15 protein-coding genes are annotated in these 17,410 nt (G+C 66.0%); 6 read left to right on the top strand and 9 right to left on the bottom strand.

Translation table 11 applies throughout. The features are described 5' to 3' along the window. Positions 1 to 7: 7 nt before the first annotated feature. Positions 8 to 1,645, bottom strand: coding sequence for a PepSY domain-containing protein (locus tag ACPGXI_RS00570; RefSeq protein WP_526648716.1), 1,638 nt, complete (start codon positions 1,643 to 1,645; stop codon positions 8 to 10). 166 nt (positions 1,646 to 1,811) lie between these two features. On the opposite strand from ACPGXI_RS00570, the gene ACPGXI_RS00565 reads away from it, so the two are divergent. Further along, positions 1,812 to 2,177 (top strand): carboxymuconolactone decarboxylase family protein, encoded by a 366-nt coding sequence (locus ACPGXI_RS00565; RefSeq protein WP_526648714.1) that lies wholly within the window; start codon positions 1,812 to 1,814, stop codon positions 2,175 to 2,177. 28 nt (positions 2,178 to 2,205) lie between these two features. Here the strand turns inward: ACPGXI_RS00565 and ACPGXI_RS00560 are convergent, their stop codons facing one another. The 3 genes from ACPGXI_RS00560 to fakA are packed head-to-tail and all read right to left on the bottom strand — an operon-like array spanning position 2,206 to position 6,802. Continuing rightward, positions 2,206 to 2,913, bottom strand: a complete 708-nt coding sequence (locus tag ACPGXI_RS00560; protein ID WP_526648712.1) for a GmrSD restriction endonuclease domain-containing protein — start codon at positions 2,911 to 2,913, stop codon at positions 2,206 to 2,208. Further along, positions 2,910 to 5,150 carry an ATP-dependent DNA helicase RecG gene (gene recG / locus ACPGXI_RS00555; RefSeq protein ID WP_526648711.1) on the bottom strand — a complete coding sequence of 747 codons (2,241 nt, stop codon included), beginning with the start codon at positions 5,148 to 5,150 and terminating at the stop codon, positions 2,910 to 2,912. Before recG ends, ACPGXI_RS00560 begins: the two co-directional genes overlap by 4 nt. Before the next feature lie 2 nt (positions 5,151 to 5,152). Then, complete coding sequence (gene fakA / locus ACPGXI_RS00550; protein ID WP_526648709.1) at positions 5,153 to 6,802, bottom strand: fatty acid kinase ATP-binding subunit FakA; 1,650 nt, start codon at positions 6,800 to 6,802, stop codon at positions 5,153 to 5,155. A 291-nt stretch (positions 6,803 to 7,093) separates the two neighbouring features. On the opposite strand from fakA, the gene rpmB reads away from it, so the two are divergent. Continuing rightward, on the top strand, positions 7,094 to 7,288 hold the full coding sequence (gene rpmB, locus ACPGXI_RS00545; protein ID WP_163889381.1) for a 50S ribosomal protein L28: 195 nt from the start codon (positions 7,094 to 7,096) through the stop codon (positions 7,286 to 7,288). A gap of 76 nt (positions 7,289 to 7,364) precedes the next feature. Here rpmB and ACPGXI_RS00540 read toward each other — a convergent pair whose 3' ends face one another. Continuing rightward, positions 7,365 to 8,042 (bottom strand): uracil-DNA glycosylase, encoded by a 678-nt coding sequence (locus ACPGXI_RS00540; RefSeq protein WP_526648707.1) that lies wholly within the window; start codon positions 8,040 to 8,042, stop codon positions 7,365 to 7,367. A gap of 28 nt (positions 8,043 to 8,070) precedes the next feature. Further along, positions 8,071 to 9,093: a thiamine-phosphate kinase gene (locus ACPGXI_RS00535; RefSeq protein WP_526648816.1), complete on the bottom strand. Its 1,023-nt coding sequence runs from the start codon at positions 9,091 to 9,093 to the stop codon at positions 8,071 to 8,073. 156 nt (positions 9,094 to 9,249) lie between these two features. Between ACPGXI_RS00535 and ACPGXI_RS00530 the strand changes: the two genes are divergently transcribed. Beyond that, on the top strand, positions 9,250 to 9,798 hold the full coding sequence (locus tag ACPGXI_RS00530; protein ID WP_526648705.1) for a DUF3515 family protein: 549 nt from the start codon (positions 9,250 to 9,252) through the stop codon (positions 9,796 to 9,798). Positions 9,799 to 9,808: 10 nt separating this feature from the next. Here the strand turns inward: ACPGXI_RS00530 and ACPGXI_RS00525 are convergent, their stop codons facing one another. Genes ACPGXI_RS00525 through ACPGXI_RS00515 form a run of 3 tightly spaced genes read right to left on the bottom strand, consistent with a single transcriptional unit; the run spans position 9,809 to position 13,073 of the window. Then, positions 9,809 to 10,912, bottom strand: a complete 1,104-nt coding sequence (locus tag ACPGXI_RS00525; RefSeq protein ID WP_526648703.1) for a D-alanine--D-alanine ligase family protein — start codon at positions 10,910 to 10,912, stop codon at positions 9,809 to 9,811. Between the two features lie 60 nt (positions 10,913 to 10,972). Further along, the gene (locus tag ACPGXI_RS00520; protein ID WP_526648701.1) at positions 10,973 to 12,091 is read right to left on the bottom strand and encodes a cystathionine gamma-lyase; all 1,119 of its coding nucleotides are present in this window, start codon (positions 12,089 to 12,091) and stop codon (positions 10,973 to 10,975) included. Between the two features lie 4 nt (positions 12,092 to 12,095). Next, positions 12,096 to 13,073, bottom strand: a complete 978-nt coding sequence (locus tag ACPGXI_RS00515; RefSeq protein WP_526648814.1) for an NAD(P)H-dependent glycerol-3-phosphate dehydrogenase — start codon at positions 13,071 to 13,073, stop codon at positions 12,096 to 12,098. 175 nt (positions 13,074 to 13,248) lie between these two features. Here ACPGXI_RS00515 and cofC point away from each other — a divergent pair, with 175 nt between their 5' ends. From cofC to mutT1, 3 genes are all read left to right on the top strand, one after another. Continuing rightward, the gene (gene cofC, locus ACPGXI_RS00510) at positions 13,249 to 13,932 is read left to right on the top strand and encodes a 2-phospho-L-lactate guanylyltransferase (protein ID WP_526648699.1); all 684 of its coding nucleotides are present in this window, start codon (positions 13,249 to 13,251) and stop codon (positions 13,930 to 13,932) included. A 76-nt stretch (positions 13,933 to 14,008) separates the two neighbouring features. Next, entirely contained in the window at positions 14,009 to 16,195 is a 2,187-nt protein-coding gene (locus ACPGXI_RS00505; RefSeq protein WP_526648697.1) for an RNA degradosome polyphosphate kinase, read from the top strand. Between the two features lie 68 nt (positions 16,196 to 16,263). Beyond that, a complete protein-coding gene (mutT1, locus tag ACPGXI_RS00500; RefSeq protein WP_526648695.1) occupies positions 16,264 to 17,193 on the top strand; it encodes an 8-oxo-(d)GTP phosphatase MutT1 in 930 nt (309 codons plus the stop codon). Positions 17,194 to 17,410 lie beyond the last annotated feature (217 nt).

The raw sequence follows: 17,410 nt of genomic DNA, 5'->3' as shown, positions 1-17,410 counted from the left end.
TACCGGCTCACCGCAGAGCGCCCACGGGAAGCTCCTCATCGCCATCATCGCCCTCATCGCCGACGTGGCCGACGGGAACTGGGGCGCCCACCTGCGCTGTCTGGGCGTTGCCACCACGGCGTCGCCGAAGCGTGAGCAACGCCTCCACTGCCAGCACGGCGAGCAGCGATAGGCCGAACACCGGATAGATCACCCCGAGCGTCACTGCGATCACGACCACTGCGATCTTCGCGCGCTTCGGGGTCTGGGCGCGGGTCGCCTCGCTGGCGGGCCCCGGTAATCCGGTGCGGCCGGCGGGTCGCCGCTTCCACCACATCAACAGCGCCGTCGAAACCATCGTCAACACGCCAAGACAGGCGATGGTGGCCATGATGCGGGTCAGCACACCAAATTGGTTGCCCATGTGCATGGCGATGCCGAAACTCGTCGCCTTCGACAGCGCGCCGTCCTGGGCGGACGTCGCGTTGGCGACGGTTTCCCCGGTGAACTGGTTGAGATAGAGCGTGCGCTGCTCGGACAGCCTCTGGGGCCACGCGTTGACCACCACGTAGCTGCCGTAGACCGTTTCGCCTTCCGCGGTCGAGTCCGACGGTGGAATGATCGCGTAGCCCGGCACCATCTGCTCGTCTTTGGCGATCCGATCGATGTCGTCCAAGGACAGCCGGGCCGCAATCGAACCACCGGGCGCGGAGGCATACACCGGATCGCCGACGGCAGCCCAGGCGATCCGGCGGCCGAGACGGTCGTAGTCACCCATCGTCGCCGGCGTCGACGGGGCCTCGACGCCCACCGACGGTGCGACCGTGGAGGAGAAAGCTCGCCAATTCTCGCCCCAGTACCGCGACCATGTGAGTCCGGAAAGGATGTAACCGATGAGGATCACCGCGATCACCACCCCGGTCAGCGCGTGCAGGTCGCGCCAGCGAATTCGGCCGCCCCTGCTCCAGCGGACCCTCAACAGCGGTTTGGCACTTTCAATCGCCCTCGGCCACCACAGGTAAAGCCCGCAAGCCATCAGGACCAGGATCCACGTGGCGGTGAGCTCCATCCAGAGATTTCCCACCCCGACCGGGATAGTGGCCTCGGGATACTCCGACGGGTTGATCAGGTGCCCCAGCGACGGCAGCGCGATTTTCGGTCCGTCATTGCCGAACATCCGATGCACCTGATTGGCGAAACCCACCAAACCCGACAGTTGGCTGCGCTGCCCGAGATACTCCCCCGTGTACGGATCGACAAAGACCTGCGTCGCGTCAGCCTCCCCGTTGGGGTATTCCGGAGCTTGCGGCGCGAGGAAATCGATCCGTGTCGAGCTGGCCGGGCTGTCAGGAGGCGTAACGGCGTCGAACACAAAGTCAGGTCCGACGTGTTGTCGGGCCACCGCGACCTGATCACCCAGCGGAACCGTCTCGGACGCCTGAGCAACTACGAACAGATCGCGGTCCAGCCAGTGGTCGATGGGCTGGCTGTACAAGATGATTAACCCGGAGCAGGCGAGGACGACCAATACCGGCGCCGCGAACAATCCGATCCAGAAGTGCAGTCGCCAGATGCGACGCAGGACAGCGGCGTCAGCGCGCCGCGCCGACGTCGTCGATGTTCCAGTCCTCGAATTTCCAGTCGGCGAAGTTCCAGTCGTGCTCATTACTTCCCTTCAGGTCCGGGGATCGCGCTACCGGGCCGGCTCAGCGTATACATGCCAGGAGTCGGCCCGCGCGGGCGTGGAATGCGACCGGGGTGTAGCCGGGCGGCCTTTGGCGATGTCCGACATGCCTTCCCGAGGACGATCTGAAGCGCGTAGAAATGGACGCATGACAAATCACGACCACCACGCCGGCGTGCTCGGCGATCTCAAGTCCCAACATCGCGCATTGCGAGACATGATTCCCGAGGTGTATCGGGGTTTCGGCGAGTTGAGCCGGGCTGCGATGGGTGCCGGCGCCATCGAACCCAAGATCAAGGAGTTGATGGCGATGGTGATCGGAGTCGTCCAAGGCTGCGACGGCTGCATCGCCTCGCACGCCCGCGGCGCAGTCCGAGCCGGCGCAACCAAGCAGGAGGCGGCCGAAGTCATCGGGGTGAGCATCATGATGCATGGCGGACCGGCCACGGTCTACGGCGCACGCGCCTATACCGCCTTCTGCGAGTTCTCTGATAGCGCAGGCGGTTCGGGATAGCGGCTGGACCACCATGCCGCGGGCAGACTCAGCCCTGCGGGCACGTTGCTGCCGCTTTTCGCAACACCGCCGCCGACGGCGCATCCACGGGAAGCCGGTAGCCACGCAGCACCTCGATGAACTGCACGGCGTACTGGCAGTGGAACGCAGTGTTCGGCGGCATCCATTCCGAAGGCCCGCCGGCCCCCTTGTCTTGATTGGTCGGACCGTCCACGGCCAGTAGGTTGGCCGGGTCGTTGGCGAATCGCGCGCGCATCTCGTCGGTCCAGTCCCGCGCGCCGAGGTCCCAGCCCAGCGCCAACGGCACGAGATGGTCGATCTGCACCGAGGCGCCGGTCCGGTTCCCACGCACAAACGGCACCACCGCACTGGTGTAAGGGTCAAGCAGGGTGCCGGTGCCAACAGCGTTGGGACACCTCTTGATCGACACATAGGTCTTATCGACCAGATCTCGGTCAAGGATGTCGTTTCGAGTGTCACAGCCGTTGTGGCTGCCGGGCGCGGTGGTGTCGTCGGTCCAGGACTTACCGAACGCGTCTCTTCGGTAGTCGTAGGCCGGGACACGCGCTGGAATTTCGGCGACTCCGGCGAGCACGTCGACACCGGGTGCGACGGTGGGTATGTCGGCTTTCGCGATGAGCCGGGATGGACTCTGAGACACCGACACGACCTGGTAGGCGACGATTACCGCAAGCGTGGTGAGGACCGCCAGCCACAGGATTCGGTTGCGGCTCAAGACTTGTCCAGGAACTCGACGCGGTCAGTGTCGGTGAACGGCGCAGACAACACCGACATTCCCGGGTCCAGCGGGTCGGCTTCGTACACCGACTCGCACAGCTTCCGCGCAGCTCGAATGATCTCGTAATGTTCGGCGAGCGAGAGGAATCGCAACGTGATCGGCCGGCCGGACTGATGGAGCCCCAAAACGTCTCCCTCACTGCGCTCGCTCAGGTCGAGATCGGCGAGGGCGAAGCCGTCCTGGGTACTCGCTACCGCTTTGAGGCGCTGTCCCGCTTTGGACTCCTCGGGCAGTTGGGTGGCCAGCAGGCACAGGCTTGGATGCTCGCCGCGGCCGATACGCCCGCGAAGCTGGTGGAGCTGACTGATGCCGAACCGGTCGGCGTCCATGACAACCATCACGGTCGCGTTCGGCACGTCGACACCGACCTCGATGACCGTCGTGGACACCAGCACGTCGATCTCTCCGGCGCGGAACGCGGTCATCACCGCATCCTTCTCTTCGCTGGGCAACCGTCCGTGCATCAGGGCCAACCGCAGACCGGCCAGCGGACCGCTCTGCAGTCGTGCGAACAACTCCACCACGGTAATCGGCGGGGGCCCAGCCTCCTCTTTGCCCTTCGTGCCCTTGGTGGCAGTTCCCGGCCTGTCGTCGCCATCGATACGCGAAGCGACCACGTACGCCTGGCGCCCGGCGTGGACTTCCTCGATGACCCGCGCCCATGCCCGGTCGAGCCAGGCCGGCTTCTGATTGATGAAGATCGTGTTTGTGGAGATGGGCTGTCGGCCGCAGGGCAACTCCCGCAGCGTGGATATCTCGAGGTCGCCGTAGACCGCCAAGGCAACCGTTCTGGGGATCGGCGTTGCCGTCATCACCAATAGATGCGGAGTAATTCCCTCAGGAGCCTTGGCGCGCAACCGATCTCGCTGTTCCACTCCGAACCGGTGCTGCTCGTCGACGACCACCATGCCGAGTCTTTCGAATTCCACCGCGTCCTGCAGCAGCGCGTGGGTGCCGATGACGATACCGGCTGCGCCGGAGGCGACCTCGTCACGCACCTCGCGCTTCTGTTGAGCCGACATCGATCCGGTCAGCAGCGCGACCCTGGTGGCGCAATCCGCCCCGCCGAGTTGCCCAGCCATCGCCAGGGGTCCAAGCATGGTTCGGATTGACAGAGCGTGCTGCGCGGCCAGGACTTCCGTCGGCGCGAGCAGGGCACATTGGTAACCGGAGTCAATCAGCTGCAACATCGCCAGTAACGACACTATCGTCTTGCCCGATCCGACCTCGCCCTGAAGCATGCGGTTCATCGGGCGGGTCTTGGTGATCTCGGCAGAAATCTCCCCTAGAACGTCGCCCTGTTCGGCGGTCAGCTCGAACGGCAATTGCGCCCTCATCGCGGCGGCCAGTCCATCGTCGCGAAGTTCCGCGGCCGGACCCGAGTCGCTCAACTCGCTGTACCTGCGAACCACCAGGCCCCACTGCAGACCGACTGCTTCATCGTAGGTCAGTCGCTCAGCGGCGCGGGCGCGTTCGGCCTCGTCTTCGGCCAGGTGAATAGCACGAAGAGCACGATCCTCGGAGATCAGATCATGTTGGCGCACAAACCAATCCGGCATGGTCTCGGCAACCGGATCCAGCATGCCGAGCGCCTGGCGTACGCAGGCGTAGATCTCCCAGGTCTGCATCTTGGAGTTCGCCCCGTAGATCGGGAAGAAGTCCTTCTCGAACTCGGCGAGCAGATCTTCGCCGGAGCTGTCCGATATCGCCGCGATGGAGGTCAGTGATTTTGTGCCGACGTTCTTGCCGCCGGATGAGTTCAGAACCATGAACGCCGGGTGGGTCAACTGCAGGACGCTCCGGTAGTAACCGACCTCCCCCGAGAGCATCACCCGGGCTCCCTGGATCAGTGTCTTCTTGAGGTACTTGGCGTTGAAGAAGGTGGCGGTGACCTTCGGCTGCCGATTTCCGAGCGTGACAACGAGGAATTCCCGCTTGGGCGTGCGGTTGGTCCACTTCGGCTCGGCTTTGGTGATGGTGTCGACGAACGTGACGTGCTCGCCCTCCTCGAGGTCAAGGGTCTCCCCCTCCCCGCGCACCGTCATCGCGTCGCTGTATTTGCGCGGGAAGTAGCGCACCAAGTCGTTGACGGTGTGCAGGCCGAAGTGCTCCTTGAGCTGATCCGCGGCCTTCTTGCCGAGCACGAAATCCAGCCGATCATCCAGCTTTGCCATGCTTACTCGACCCCGATCAGCAGCGCGTCGCCCCGGTGACCGGTGTGAAAGGTCACCATCTCCGTCCCAAGATGATGATGGTGCACGTGGTCTACCAGCGCTTCCCCCACACCCGGGTCGACTCCGCGGCCCATCAGCAGCGTCACCAACTCGCCACCCGCCGCCAGGAGCAGGTCAACGAGTCCGGTCGCGGCGGCCAGCAGGTCCTGCCCCACGATGACCACCTCGTCACCTGAAATCGCCAGCCCGTCCCCTGGCTTGCAGGGGCCCGCCCACGTGAGTGCCTTCTCAGCGGCCGTGCGCACTGACCCATGCCTGGCGCTCGCCGCGGCCCTGGCCATGGCGTAGCCGTCGTCGGCCGCTCGCCGTTGGGGGTCGTGGACGGCCAGCGCAGCCAGGCCCTGCACCATCGAGCCTGCCGGCACCGGCACCATGTCGATCCCCCAGTCCGACGCGACGGTGTACCCGGCGACGATCTCCTCGGCGGCCACATACCCATTCGGCAACACGATCACCTGTGCGGCTCCGGTGTTGACCAGCGCGTGCAAGAGTCGCTGCGCGCTGACCGGCGCGTCTGGCTCGGAACGCAGGATCTGGGCACCCTCCCCGGTGAAGAGGCCTTCCGCGCCGTCACCGTCGACGACGGCCAGCACCGCCCGTTCGCGGCACCAGCCTCCGGCCGGATGGCGGTCGGCGCCTCCGACCAGCGACGTGATCTGGATCCGGCTGGGTGTCCCCGCCTCAAGTCCGGCTTCCACGGCGGCGCCGGCGTCATCGGCGTGGACGTGAACCGAATAGTGGCCCACCCCGAGCCGTTCCGGAGTGCCGAGACCCGATGCCGCGATCGCGACGGATTCTCCCAGCTCATCGAGCCTGGCCCGCAGCTTCTCCACGCCATCGGCAGCGCAATCGCGAAGTAGGTACATCACCTCGAACTGAGGAACTGACGAGGCTGCAGCCACCGGCTCTGCCTGCTTGGGCGACGGGAGGTAGACCTCCCGCTGCGGGGCTCGCCCGGTCAGAGTTTTGGTCAGGCTGTCGAGCAGCACCAGCAGGCCACGGCCGCCCGCGTCCACCACGCCGGCCTCGGCCAACACGGTGAGTTGACCCGGCGTACGGTCCAACGCCACCACCGCAGCCTCCGCGCACCCGGTGACGACGTCGGCCAACTCGGCCCCATCGGCGACAGCCCGCTCGGCCGCGGTGCCAGCCTCCTCTAGGACCGACAGAATCGTGCCTGGTACCGCTCCACCCATCGACGTTATGACCAGCGCGGCCGCCCGCCGCAGCGACCCACTGAAGACGGCGGCGTCGATGTGGGCCAGCGCGCCCGGGTCGTCGGCCGCCTCGGCGGTCACCTCGGCGAGGCCCCGCAGGATCTGGGACAGAATCACCCCGGAATTGCCCCGCGCGCCCCGCAGCGCACCCTCGGCCAACGCAGCAGCGAGCTGGGCCGCGTCGCCCCCGGCGGCCTGCTCGTCGGCCCGGGCCCAGGCAGCACGCATGGTGAACAGCATGTTCGTGCCGGTGTCGGAGTCAGCGACCGGGAAGACGTTGAGTCGGTTGATCTCATCGGTGTGAATGATGAGGTCGGCGACGGCCGTGTGTGCCCAATCCCGCAGGGCAGGGGCATCGAGCCGCCGAGCCGACATCCTCACCTCCGAACTCATGTGGCGCCGGCCTCGCAGAGTACTGCTGTGGGCGTCGGCGCCAGCCTATCCAGTGGTGGCGACACCACCGAAGGCCAATGGGTCTGGCCTGTGCAGGCCGCGACTGCATGACCCGCGGCAGACCATGAGTTCATGCACTGCGGGAGCACGGAGGCGACCAGGTTTTTGGCGATACCTGCGACGGCCGGTATTCTGATCAGGTTGTCGGGTCGAACCACGGGCGCTCTGCGAGCGGGACCCAGACCCCCAGTACTGATTCGAGGAGTTCTACATATGGCTGCCGTGTGCGATATCTGCGGGAAGGGCCCCGGCTTTGGCAAGTCGGTGTCGCACTCCCATCGCCGGACCAGCCGCCGCTGGAACCCGAACATCCAGCCCGTGCGCGCTGTGACGCGCCCGGGCGGCAACAAACAGCGCGTCAACGTCTGCACCTCGTGCCTGAAGGCAGGCAAGGTCTCCCGCGGTTAACGAGCCGCGAGCAGACACCAACTCGCCTGATAGGGCCCTGAAGCGTGCGATCTTGCGTCTGCTCGGCGGGTCGATGTCAGGGCAGGCGCCAGTCGACCGGCTCGGCACCCATCTTCTCCAGCAACTCGTTGGCGCGGCTGAACGGACGTGACCCGAAGAACCCCCGCGATGCCGACAACGGTGACGGGTGCGGGGACTCTATGGTCGCGGTGTCGCCGAGCAGGGGTTTGAGCGTGGAGGCATCACGGCCCCACAGCACCGCCACCAACGGCTGTCGCCGGCCCACCAAAGCGCGGATCGCGCAGTCGGTGACGGCCTCCCACCCCTTACCGCGGTGCGATGCAGGGCTTCCAGGGCGCACCGTCAGGACTCTGTTGAGCAGCATCACGCCCTGCTGAGCCCACGGCGTCAGGTCACCATTGGACGGTGCGGGGGCGCCAAGATCGTCGCGGTACTCGGTGAAGATGTTGGCCAGGCTGCGGGGCAAAGGACGCACGTCGGCTGCGACCGAGAAGCTCATCCCGACCGCATGCCCGGGCGTCGGGTAGGGATCCTGACCGACGATCAGCACCCGCACCCGGTCAAATGGAAAGGTGAAAGCGCGCAACACGTTCGGGCCAGCCGGCAGATACCCGTGGCCATCGGCCAATTCGGAGCGCAGGAACTCCCCCATCTGCGCCACCTGGGATTCGACTGGAACGAGTGCGCGGGCCCAAGCCTCGTCGACCAACTCGCTGAGAGGACGTGCTGTCACGAGACGTCAACATAGCGGGCCGTGCGATTCAGAACGACTGCCAGCCCCGGTTGCCCCCCCACGCAGCGCCGTCCACTGTCACCCGCGTTGGCCCATCGCCGCCGCCGGACTCGGCATCGGCTTCCTCGTGGGCTTCGCCGTCGGCGTGGGCGGCGACGACCGTGCCAATCGACCGCCAACCCGGCGGCGGCACCGCCGGGAATGTGGCTACCAGCGCGTGATCTTCCCCGCCGGCCAGCACCCACTGCCACGGATCGGCCCCCACCCCGGCCGCCACATCGGCCAACGCGTCGACGTCGTCGCGCAGGCCGGCACCGGACAAGTCGACGCGCACTTTCGAAGCGGACGCGATGTGCCCCAGGTCGGCGAGCAGCCCGTCGGAGACATCGGTCATCGAGGTCGCGCCGGCGCGCGCAGCGACGACGCCGTGACCGTAGGGCGGTTCGGGCACCAGATGGCGCCGACGCAACTCCCCGATTCTGCCTGGCCCACTGATTTCGTTGTGCCACAGAGCAAACCCTGCTGCTGAACAGCCGAGATCGCCGATCACCGCCACGGTATCGCCGAGTTTTGCTCCGCTGCGACGCACCGCGTCCAGCCCACCGAGGTCCCCGAGAGCCGCCACCGAGATGACCCACTGAGGGGCCCGCACCATGTCGCCACCGACGATGCCCGCGCCCATCAGCCCAGCCTCGTGCCACATTCCATCCGACAGCTCGATCGCACGGGCCGTCGCGGTGTCACCGGGGGCGCCGAACGCGACGACGAAAGCCGTGGCGCGACCGCCCATCGCCTCGATGTCAGCGGCGTTCTGCGCAATGGCTTTTCGGCCGATATCGTGCGGGCTGGACCAGTCAAGCCGGAAGTGGCGGCCTTCGACCAACATGTCGGTGCTGACCGCGGTCCTGCCGTCCACCGATGCGACCACCGCCGCATCATCTCCAGGGCCGAGCAGCACCAGCGGGGGCTGCTGCCGCCCGGCCACCACCCTGTCGATGACCGCGAACTCACCCACCCCGGCCAGCGAATCGTCGGGGTGATCGCACGGCATGTCAGGTCCGTCTGCCATTCTTCCGGCTCCTCCCGGTGTATTCCGGTGCATTCCGGTGCCTGGACGCGCGGCCTGCCTGCGGTACGTTTGGTCCCGCGGCGTGGAGTCTATGCAGCCAGATGGAGGGATTGCGGGCGTGGTCGGGACTTTCGCGTGATGGACAGCCGGCCCGGCGACGGCCCGCACCGGTATTTCCTGATCGCAGCACTGGTCGTCGCCGTTGGCGCCGTCGGGGTGGTCCTGGCCCTCGCCACTGTCCTGCAGCGCCCACCGGCACAGACTCCGGTCGTGATCGCCTCTGCGCCCGCTCCACAGGCCGAGGGCCCGGAGTGCCACGCGCTGACCGCTGCGCTGCCTGAACAGCTCGGCGAATATTCTCGCGCGACCGTGATGGAGCCGGCTCCGCCGGGAGCCGCGGCGTGGCAGACCGAGGGTGGGAGCGAGCCGCTCATTCTGCGCTGCGGGCTTGACCGTCCCCTGGAGTTCGTTGTGGGCGCGCCGGTTCAGATGGTCGACGCCGTCCAATGGTTCAAGGTGGCCGATGGGGCAGGCGAAGGACGGAGCACCTGGTTCGCCGTCGACCGGCCCGTCTACGTAGCGCTGACTTTGCCTGCCGGCTCGGGCCCGACTCCCATCCAGATCATCTCGACGGTGATCGCGAACGAACTCCCCGCGAGCAAGGTCGATCCCGCACCTGCACGCTGACCGCCGGCAGCTAACGTAACCCGGTCCCGCGGGCAATCGCCGTGTCAATCATCGTCGCGAGCAGCGTCGGATAGGTTACGCCGCTGGCTGCCCACATCCGCGGGTACATCGAGATGGTGGTGAACCCCGGCATCGTGTTGATCTCGTTGATGACGGGCCCATTCTCGGTCAGGAAGAAGTCCACCCGGGCCAACCCCTGACAATCGATGGCGCGGAAAGCGCGGATCGCGAGCCCCCGGACCTGGGCTGCGACGACGTCGTCGACCTTCGCCGGCACGTCGAGTTCCGCGGCGTCATCGAGGTACTTGGTCTCGAAGTCGTAGAACCCGTCCTCGCGCCCGCGTACTCCGGCGACCCGGATCTCGCCGACGGTGCTGGCCTCGATCCGACCGTCGGGGAACTCCAGGACACCGCATTCCAGCTCTCGCCCGGGCACTGCGGCCTCGACGATGACCTTGGGGTCGTGCTCACGGGCCATTTCGATGGCGCCGGCAACGAATTCCCAGTCGGCCACCCGGCTCACCCCGATGGACGAGCCTCCGCGCGCAGGCTTGACGAACACCGGCAACCCAAGACGTTCCCGATCCTCCGGCGTCAGGGTGGCCTGCTGGGGACGTAACACCACCTGGTCGCCGATCGGCAAACCGTCGGCGGCGAGCAACTTCTTGGTGAACTCCTTATCCATCCCGGCCGCGCTGGCCAGCACTCCCGCGCCGACGTACGGGACGCCGGCGAGCTCCAGCAGGCCCTGGATCGTCCCGTCTTCGCCGTAAGGTCCGTGAAGTACCGGGAAGACCACGTCGACGGTGGCCAGCAGGTCTTGTGCCCCCTCACCCAGTGACAGCAACTGGCCACGCCTGGTCGGATCGGCAGCCAGCGAAAGTGCGGTACCCGACGATTCGCCGACCTCGGGCAAGACGCCGTCGGTGATGGCCAGCGTCTCGGGCCGCCCATCGGTGAGAACCCAAGAGCCCCGCGACGACATCCCCACCGCGACCACCTCGAAACGGGCCGGGTCCAGGTTGCGCAAGATGCTGCCTGCCGAGACACACGAGATCGCGTGTTCAGAACTGCGTCCGCCATAAACGACGCCAACGCGGATGCGGGCACTCACAGCCTAGAGAGATTACCGTCCGTGCGCCGATTCGCCGGCGGGGAGCGTGTCAGCGCGTGGTCAAGCGGGCTCCAGCGCTTGCTCGATGTCGCTGAGCAGGTCGTCGGTGTCCTCGATGCCCAGCGAGAGCCGGGCGAATCCGTCCGGCACCGGATCTCCCCACCTGGCCCTACGGTCCACCGAGGAGTGGATTCCGCCGAAGCTCGTCGCTGCGACCAGCAATGCGCTTCTGCTGACCAGTTCGTGCACCGCCGTCGCGCTGACCAACTCAACAGCGACCACGCCGCCGAATCGACGCATCTGTGTCGAGGCGATCGCGTGCGACGGATCCCCGGGCAGACCGGGGTAGCGGACGGCCCGCACCGCCGGGTGGGAGCGCAACATGAGAGCTACCGCAGCGGCATTCTGACATTGCCGTTCGAAACGCAGTCCGAGGCTTCCGAGGCTGCGCAACACCAGCCACGCCTCGAAGGCACCCAGGATGGGTCCCGAGAGCAGTCGTTCGCGCTGCAGCCGCCCCATCATTTCGGGCTGGCTGCCCGCGACGTAGCCGGCCAGCACGTCGTGGTGTCCGGCCAGGGCCTTGGTCGCACTGGCCACCACAAGGTCGGCGCCCAGCGACAGCGGTTGCTGCCCCAGTGGAGTGGCGGTGGTGTTGTCGACGACCAGAATCGAGCCGCGGGAGCGGCACGCCATCGCCAGTCGATGCAGATCGACCACGTCGAGCCCCGGATTCGACGGCGATTCGGCCAGCACCACATCGTCGGGGCCAATGTGTCCAGCGGCAGAGCACATCTCGGCGCATCTCGCCTCGACCACCGTCACGCCTCTGGGTGCGAGATATTCGTTCGCGTAGGCACGCACCTGGTAGTAGCCGTCGGCGGGTACGACGACCTTGCGGCCAGGTGTGGCGACGGTCCGCAAGACCGACGTGATAGCGGCCATGCCGGAGCCGAACGTCAGTGCCGCGGCAGCCCCCTCGAGCTGAGCGAGCGCCGATTCCAGTTGGCGCCACGTCGGATTCGACCTGCGACCGTAGCTGTCCAGTGAATCGTCTTCGTCGGGCGGAAGGTGGTAGGCGGCCGCCGGCACTGGCGCCGAGGCGACGGGGCCACCCGGGATCGGTTCTACACCAACGGCTTTGACACTGCGTGTGGAGTCTCCGTAAGTGCCGGCCATGCGCCTATTCCGGCTTGGTGGTACGGCCGAGCAACAGCGCCACCGCATCGTCGACGGACAGGGCGCGGTGGCATACGCCGTGCACCGCCTCGGTGAGTGGCATCTCGACGTCGTAGCTGGATGCCAGCGCCAGCACCGATTCGCACGACGTGACCCCTTCGGCGACGTGGCCGCCCGTCGCCGCGAGCGCGGCCGACATGGTGCCTCCGCTGCCCAGCCGTTCACCGAAGGAACGATTGCGCGAATGGGACGACATGCACGTGGCGACGAGATCTCCGATGCCGGCGAGCCCAGCCAGGGTGGCGGGCTTGGCTCCCAACGCGATGCCGAACCGCATGATTTCAGCCAGACCCCGGGTGATGATGGCCGCCGCAGTGTTCTCGCCGAGCCCGCAACCCGCGGCCATCCCACATGCCAGAGCGATGACGTTCTTGCAGGCGCCGCCGACTTCAGCGCCGATGACGTCGGCGTTGGTGTAGGGCCGGAAGTAGCCGGTCGCAAGCGCCCGCTGGATCGTGACTGCTCTCCCCGAGTCGCTGCACGCCACGACGGTTGCGGTGGGCTGCTTCTGTGCGACCTCACTGGCCAGGTTCGGCCCCGAGACGACCGCGACTCGCTGCGAGTCGGCGCCGGCTACTTGCCCGATGACTTGACTCATTCGCAACAGCGTCTCCAACTCGATGCCTTTGGCCAAGCTCACCAGGGTGGCGTCGGCGCCGATCGCATCCTTCCACTGAGTGAGATTGGCGCGCAGGGTCTGCGAGGGCACGGCCAGCAGCACCGTGCACGCACCCTGGAGCGCATCGGTGTGGTCGCTGGTGGCGCGGATGGACTCGGAAAGCGGCGCCTCGAGATAGCCGGCATTTCGATGAGTGCGGTTGATCTCGTCGGCCAGTTCGGGCCGGCGGGCCCACAGCCTGACGTCGTTACCGGCATCGGCCAGCACCTTCGCCAAGGCCGTCCCCCATGCCCCCGCACCCATCACTGCCGCCGTAACCACGGTTTCAGATTAGCCGGGCGACGATCAAGCGGCGAGGCACGAGCCGCGTTGAGGAGCGCGGCCATCCCACCCCGCCGGGCGACGATCAAGCGGCGAGGCACGAGCCGCGTTGAGGAGCGCGGCCATCCCACCCGATCCGGACAAGCCGGCTGGCAGGATGGCACTTGTGAGCGGTATGACCGACGGCACGGCCGAGCTACCGCATGCTGCGTGCGCCGACATCGGCCTGGTGATCGCGGTGAAGCGGCTCACAGCGGCCAAGACGCGATTGGCGCCATTGTTCTCGACGGCGAATCGAGAACACATCGTGCTCGCGATGCTGGTCGACACGATCCACGCAGCCTCAGCCGTGACGGCGTTGCAGTCGGTGACCGTCGTCACCCCCGACAGGACGGCCGCCGCAGCCGCGGAAAAGCTGGGCGCTCTGGTGCTCACCGACCCGACACCGGAGGGCCATCGCGATCCGCTCAACAACGCTCTGCTCGCGGCCGATGCCATGGTGCGCAGGCGAACGGCGAACATCGTTGTGCTGCAGGGGGACCTACCGGCGCTGCGGGCCGAGGAACTCGCTGAGGCGATCGCCGCAGCGCGGGGTCGACCACGTAGCTTCGTGGCTGATCGCCACGGCACCGGCACCTCGGCACTGCTGTCCTTCGGGGCCGCACTCGACCCGAGCTTCGGTGCAGATTCCGCAGAGCGCCATCGTCGTTCAGGGGCGATCGAGCTGACCGGTGCATGGCCGGGGCTGCGCTGCGACATCGACACGCCCGAGGACTTGATCGCCGCTCAAGTGCTCGGCATCGGGTCAGCAACAACCCATGCCATCGGACGGAGCAAATGACCATGAAGAATTGGCGGGGTTATCGATCAACCACACCTGTGGCAAGAGCACCCTCCGATAGGGAATCATCACAGACATGACCGAAACCCGGACCCGGCCCAACAGCTCGGAAACATCGGAGACAACCGCCGCTCAGCCGGTGCTGGCCGGTCCGGCCGACTCGGCACCCGAAGCCCCGCCGGCCGCGACGTCGCCCACCGTCGATAACCCGCTGCCCGATGACCGCTACCTCAACCGCGAGCTGAGCTGGCTCGACTTCAACGCCCGGGTACTCGCACTCGCTGCCGACCCATCGCTGGCTCTGCTGGAACGCGCGAAGTTCCTCGCGATCTTCGCCTCGAATCTCGACGAGTTCTATATGGTCCGCGTCGCCGGCCTCAAGCGACGAGACGAGATGGGACTTTCTGTCCGGTCCGCCGACGGACTCTCGCCCCGTGAGCAGCTGCGGCAGATCAGCGAACTGACCCAGCAGATCGCCAGCCGCCATGCGCACGTGTTCCTCGACGGGGTTCGGCCCGCGCTGGCCAATGAGGGCATCTTCATCGTGACCTGGGCCGAACTCGATGAGGCAGAACGTCGCCGGCTTTCGACCTATTTTCATGAGCAGGTGTTCCCGGTGCTGACACCGCTGGCAGTCGACCCCGCGCACCCGTTCCCGTTCGTCAGCGGTCTGAGCCTGAACCTGGCCATCACGGTCAAACACCCCCATGACGGCGGCCAGCACTTCGCCCGAATCAAGGTTCCCGACAACGTCGACCGATTCGTGGAGTTGTTCAGCCGCAAAGACACACCGAATGTCGTTCGCTTCCTTCCGATGGAAGAGTTGATCGCTGCGTTCCTGTCGGTGCTGTTCCCCGGCCTGGAGATCGTCGAGCATCACGCATTCCGCATCACCCGCAACGCGGATTTCGAGGTGGAGGAAGATCGCGATGAGGATCTGCTGCAGGCACTGGAGCGTGAATTAGCGCGTCGGCGCTTCGGCTCCCCCGTGCGGCTTGAAGTCTCCGACGACATGACCGAGGGCATGCTCGAGTTGTTGTTGCGTGAACTCGACGTCGCGCCGGGCGATGTCGTCGAAGTCCCGGGCTTGTTGGACCTCTCGTCGCTCTGGCAGGTCTACGGTGTCGATCGGCCGGCGCTCAAAGATCCGCCGTTCGTGCCGGCCACTCCGCCGGCGTTCGGTGAACGTGAAACGCCCAAGAGCATCTTCTCTACTCTGCGTGAAGGAGATGTTCTGGTCCACCACCCGTACGACTCCTTCTCAACCACCGTGCAGCGCTTCCTCGAGCAGGCCGCCGCCGATCCCAACGTGCTGGCGATCAAGCAGACCCTGTACCGCACATCGGGCGACTCACCGATCATCAACGCGCTCATCGACGCTGCCGAAGCCGGCAAGCAGGTCGTCGCGCTCGTCGAGATCAAGGCCAGGTTTGACGAGCAAGCCAACATCAAGTGGGCGCGCGCGCTCGAACAGGCCGGCGTACATGTGGTGTACGGACTCGTCGGCTTGAAGACGCACTGCAAGACATGCCTGGTGGTCCGTCGCGACGGCTCCACGATCCGTCGGTACTGCCATATCGGCACCGGTAACTACAACCCCAAAACTGCGCGACTGTACGAGGACATCGGCCTGCTGACCGCCGCACCCGACATCGGCGCCGACCTCACCGACCTCTTCAACTCGCTCACCGGATACTCCCGCAAGGAGTCCTACCGCAACCTGCTGGTCGCTCCGTACGGCGTACGCAAAGGGATAGTCGAGCGAATCGAGCGCGAGATCGCAGCCACCCGTGACGGTGCCGAGGGCCGAATACGAATGAAAGCCAACGCGTTGGTCGACGAGCAGGTCATTGATTCGCTCTACCGCGCATCGCAGGCCGGCGTGCATGTGGATGTGGTGGTTCGGGGAATCTGCGCGCTGCGTCCCGGAGCGACCGGCTACTCGGAGAACATCAGAGTGCGCTCGATTCTCGGCCAATTCCTTGAACATTCGCGGATCATCAACTTCAACGCCATCGATGAATACTGGATCGGTAGCGCCGACATGATGCATCGTAATCTCGACCGGCGGGTGGAAGTGATGGCTCAAGTCAAGGATCCGCGTTTGACCGCGCAACTGAATGACCTCTTCGATTCGGCAACGGACCCACAGACCCGCTGTTGGGAGCTCGGCGCAGACGGACACTGGACGGCATCGCCTCACGAGGGTAAGACCGTTCGCGACCACCAGGTGTCGTTGATGGAAAGCCATCGCCATCGGTAGCCAGGGAGGAAGTGGGGCGAGCACAGCGCCCAGCGGAATCTTCCCGCGTCGGATGCTTAGGAGCCGAGGTGCCTAAACAGAACCAACCGGCTACGGCCTTGGCCAAGAATCCGCTGCTCGCCGCCGGCGCTGTGTTGTGGCGGCCTCGCGAACCCCTCGGCACGCCCGAAGTCGCCATCATCCACCGCCCGCGGTACGGAGACTGGTCGTTACCCAAAGGCAAGGTCGATCCCGGTGAGACGGAACCGGTGACCGCCGTCCGCGAGATCAAGGAAGAAACAGGCTTTCATGCTCATCTCGGTCGGCGCTTGGCCACCGTGAGTTATCCCGTCGATCAAGGCGTCAAAACTGTGCGCTATTGGGCAGCACATTGCGTCAGCGGGCAGTTCAGCGTCAATGACGAGGTCGACGACCTCCAATGGCTCCCGGCTGAGGAAGCGATGACGGCGTTAACCTATCGGCTCGATCGCAAAGTGCTGCGCCGCTTCGTGAAGTCGCCCGCCGATACCCAGACAGTGATGATCGTTCGCCATGCCACCGCGGGAAGGAAAGCCAGATACAACGGGGACGACCGGAGGCGTCCCCTGGATAAGCACGGTCGGGCGCAGGCTGAGTCGCTGGTCGGGCAGCTCCTCTCATTCGGGGCGGGCGAATTGTTCGCGGCAGACCGCGTGAGGTGCCGGCAGACGTTGGATCCGCTGGCGGAGGAACTAGGGGCGACGATCCGCATGGAACCAAAGCTCACCGAGGAGGCGTATGCGGACAACCGCAAGGCGACCCGACAGCGCATTCTGAAGATCGCGGCGACGTCGGCCAACCCGGTGATCTGCACTCAGGGGAAGGTGATTCCCGATCTCATCGCATGGTGGTGTGAACGCGATGGTGTCCGGCCGGACAAATCACGCAACCGCAAGGGCAGCACGTGGGTCATGTCGCTCTCCGGTGGCCGGCTGATAGCCGCTGACCACATCGGCAGCCCGCTGGCTCCGAAGAAGTGACGCGGCAGAGGAATTCACCCTTCCGGGCCCGCTGAGCTGAGTTCTAGCGACCGCCGGACACACAAACACGCCGCGGGTCCTGTGGATCCGCGGCGTGTTTGATGCGTTGACTACTTGCGACCGCGCTTGGCCGGAGCCTTCTTGGCAGCCTTCTTCACCGCAGCCTTCTTGGCCGGAGCCTTCTTGGCAGCCTTCTTCACCGCAGCCTTCTTGGCCG

The sequence above is a fragment of the Mycobacterium sp. genome (assembly GCF_049608025.1).
GTDB lineage: Bacteria > Actinomycetota > Actinomycetes > Mycobacteriales > Mycobacteriaceae > Mycobacterium.
This window is presented reverse-complemented; position numbering and strand designations above follow the sequence as displayed.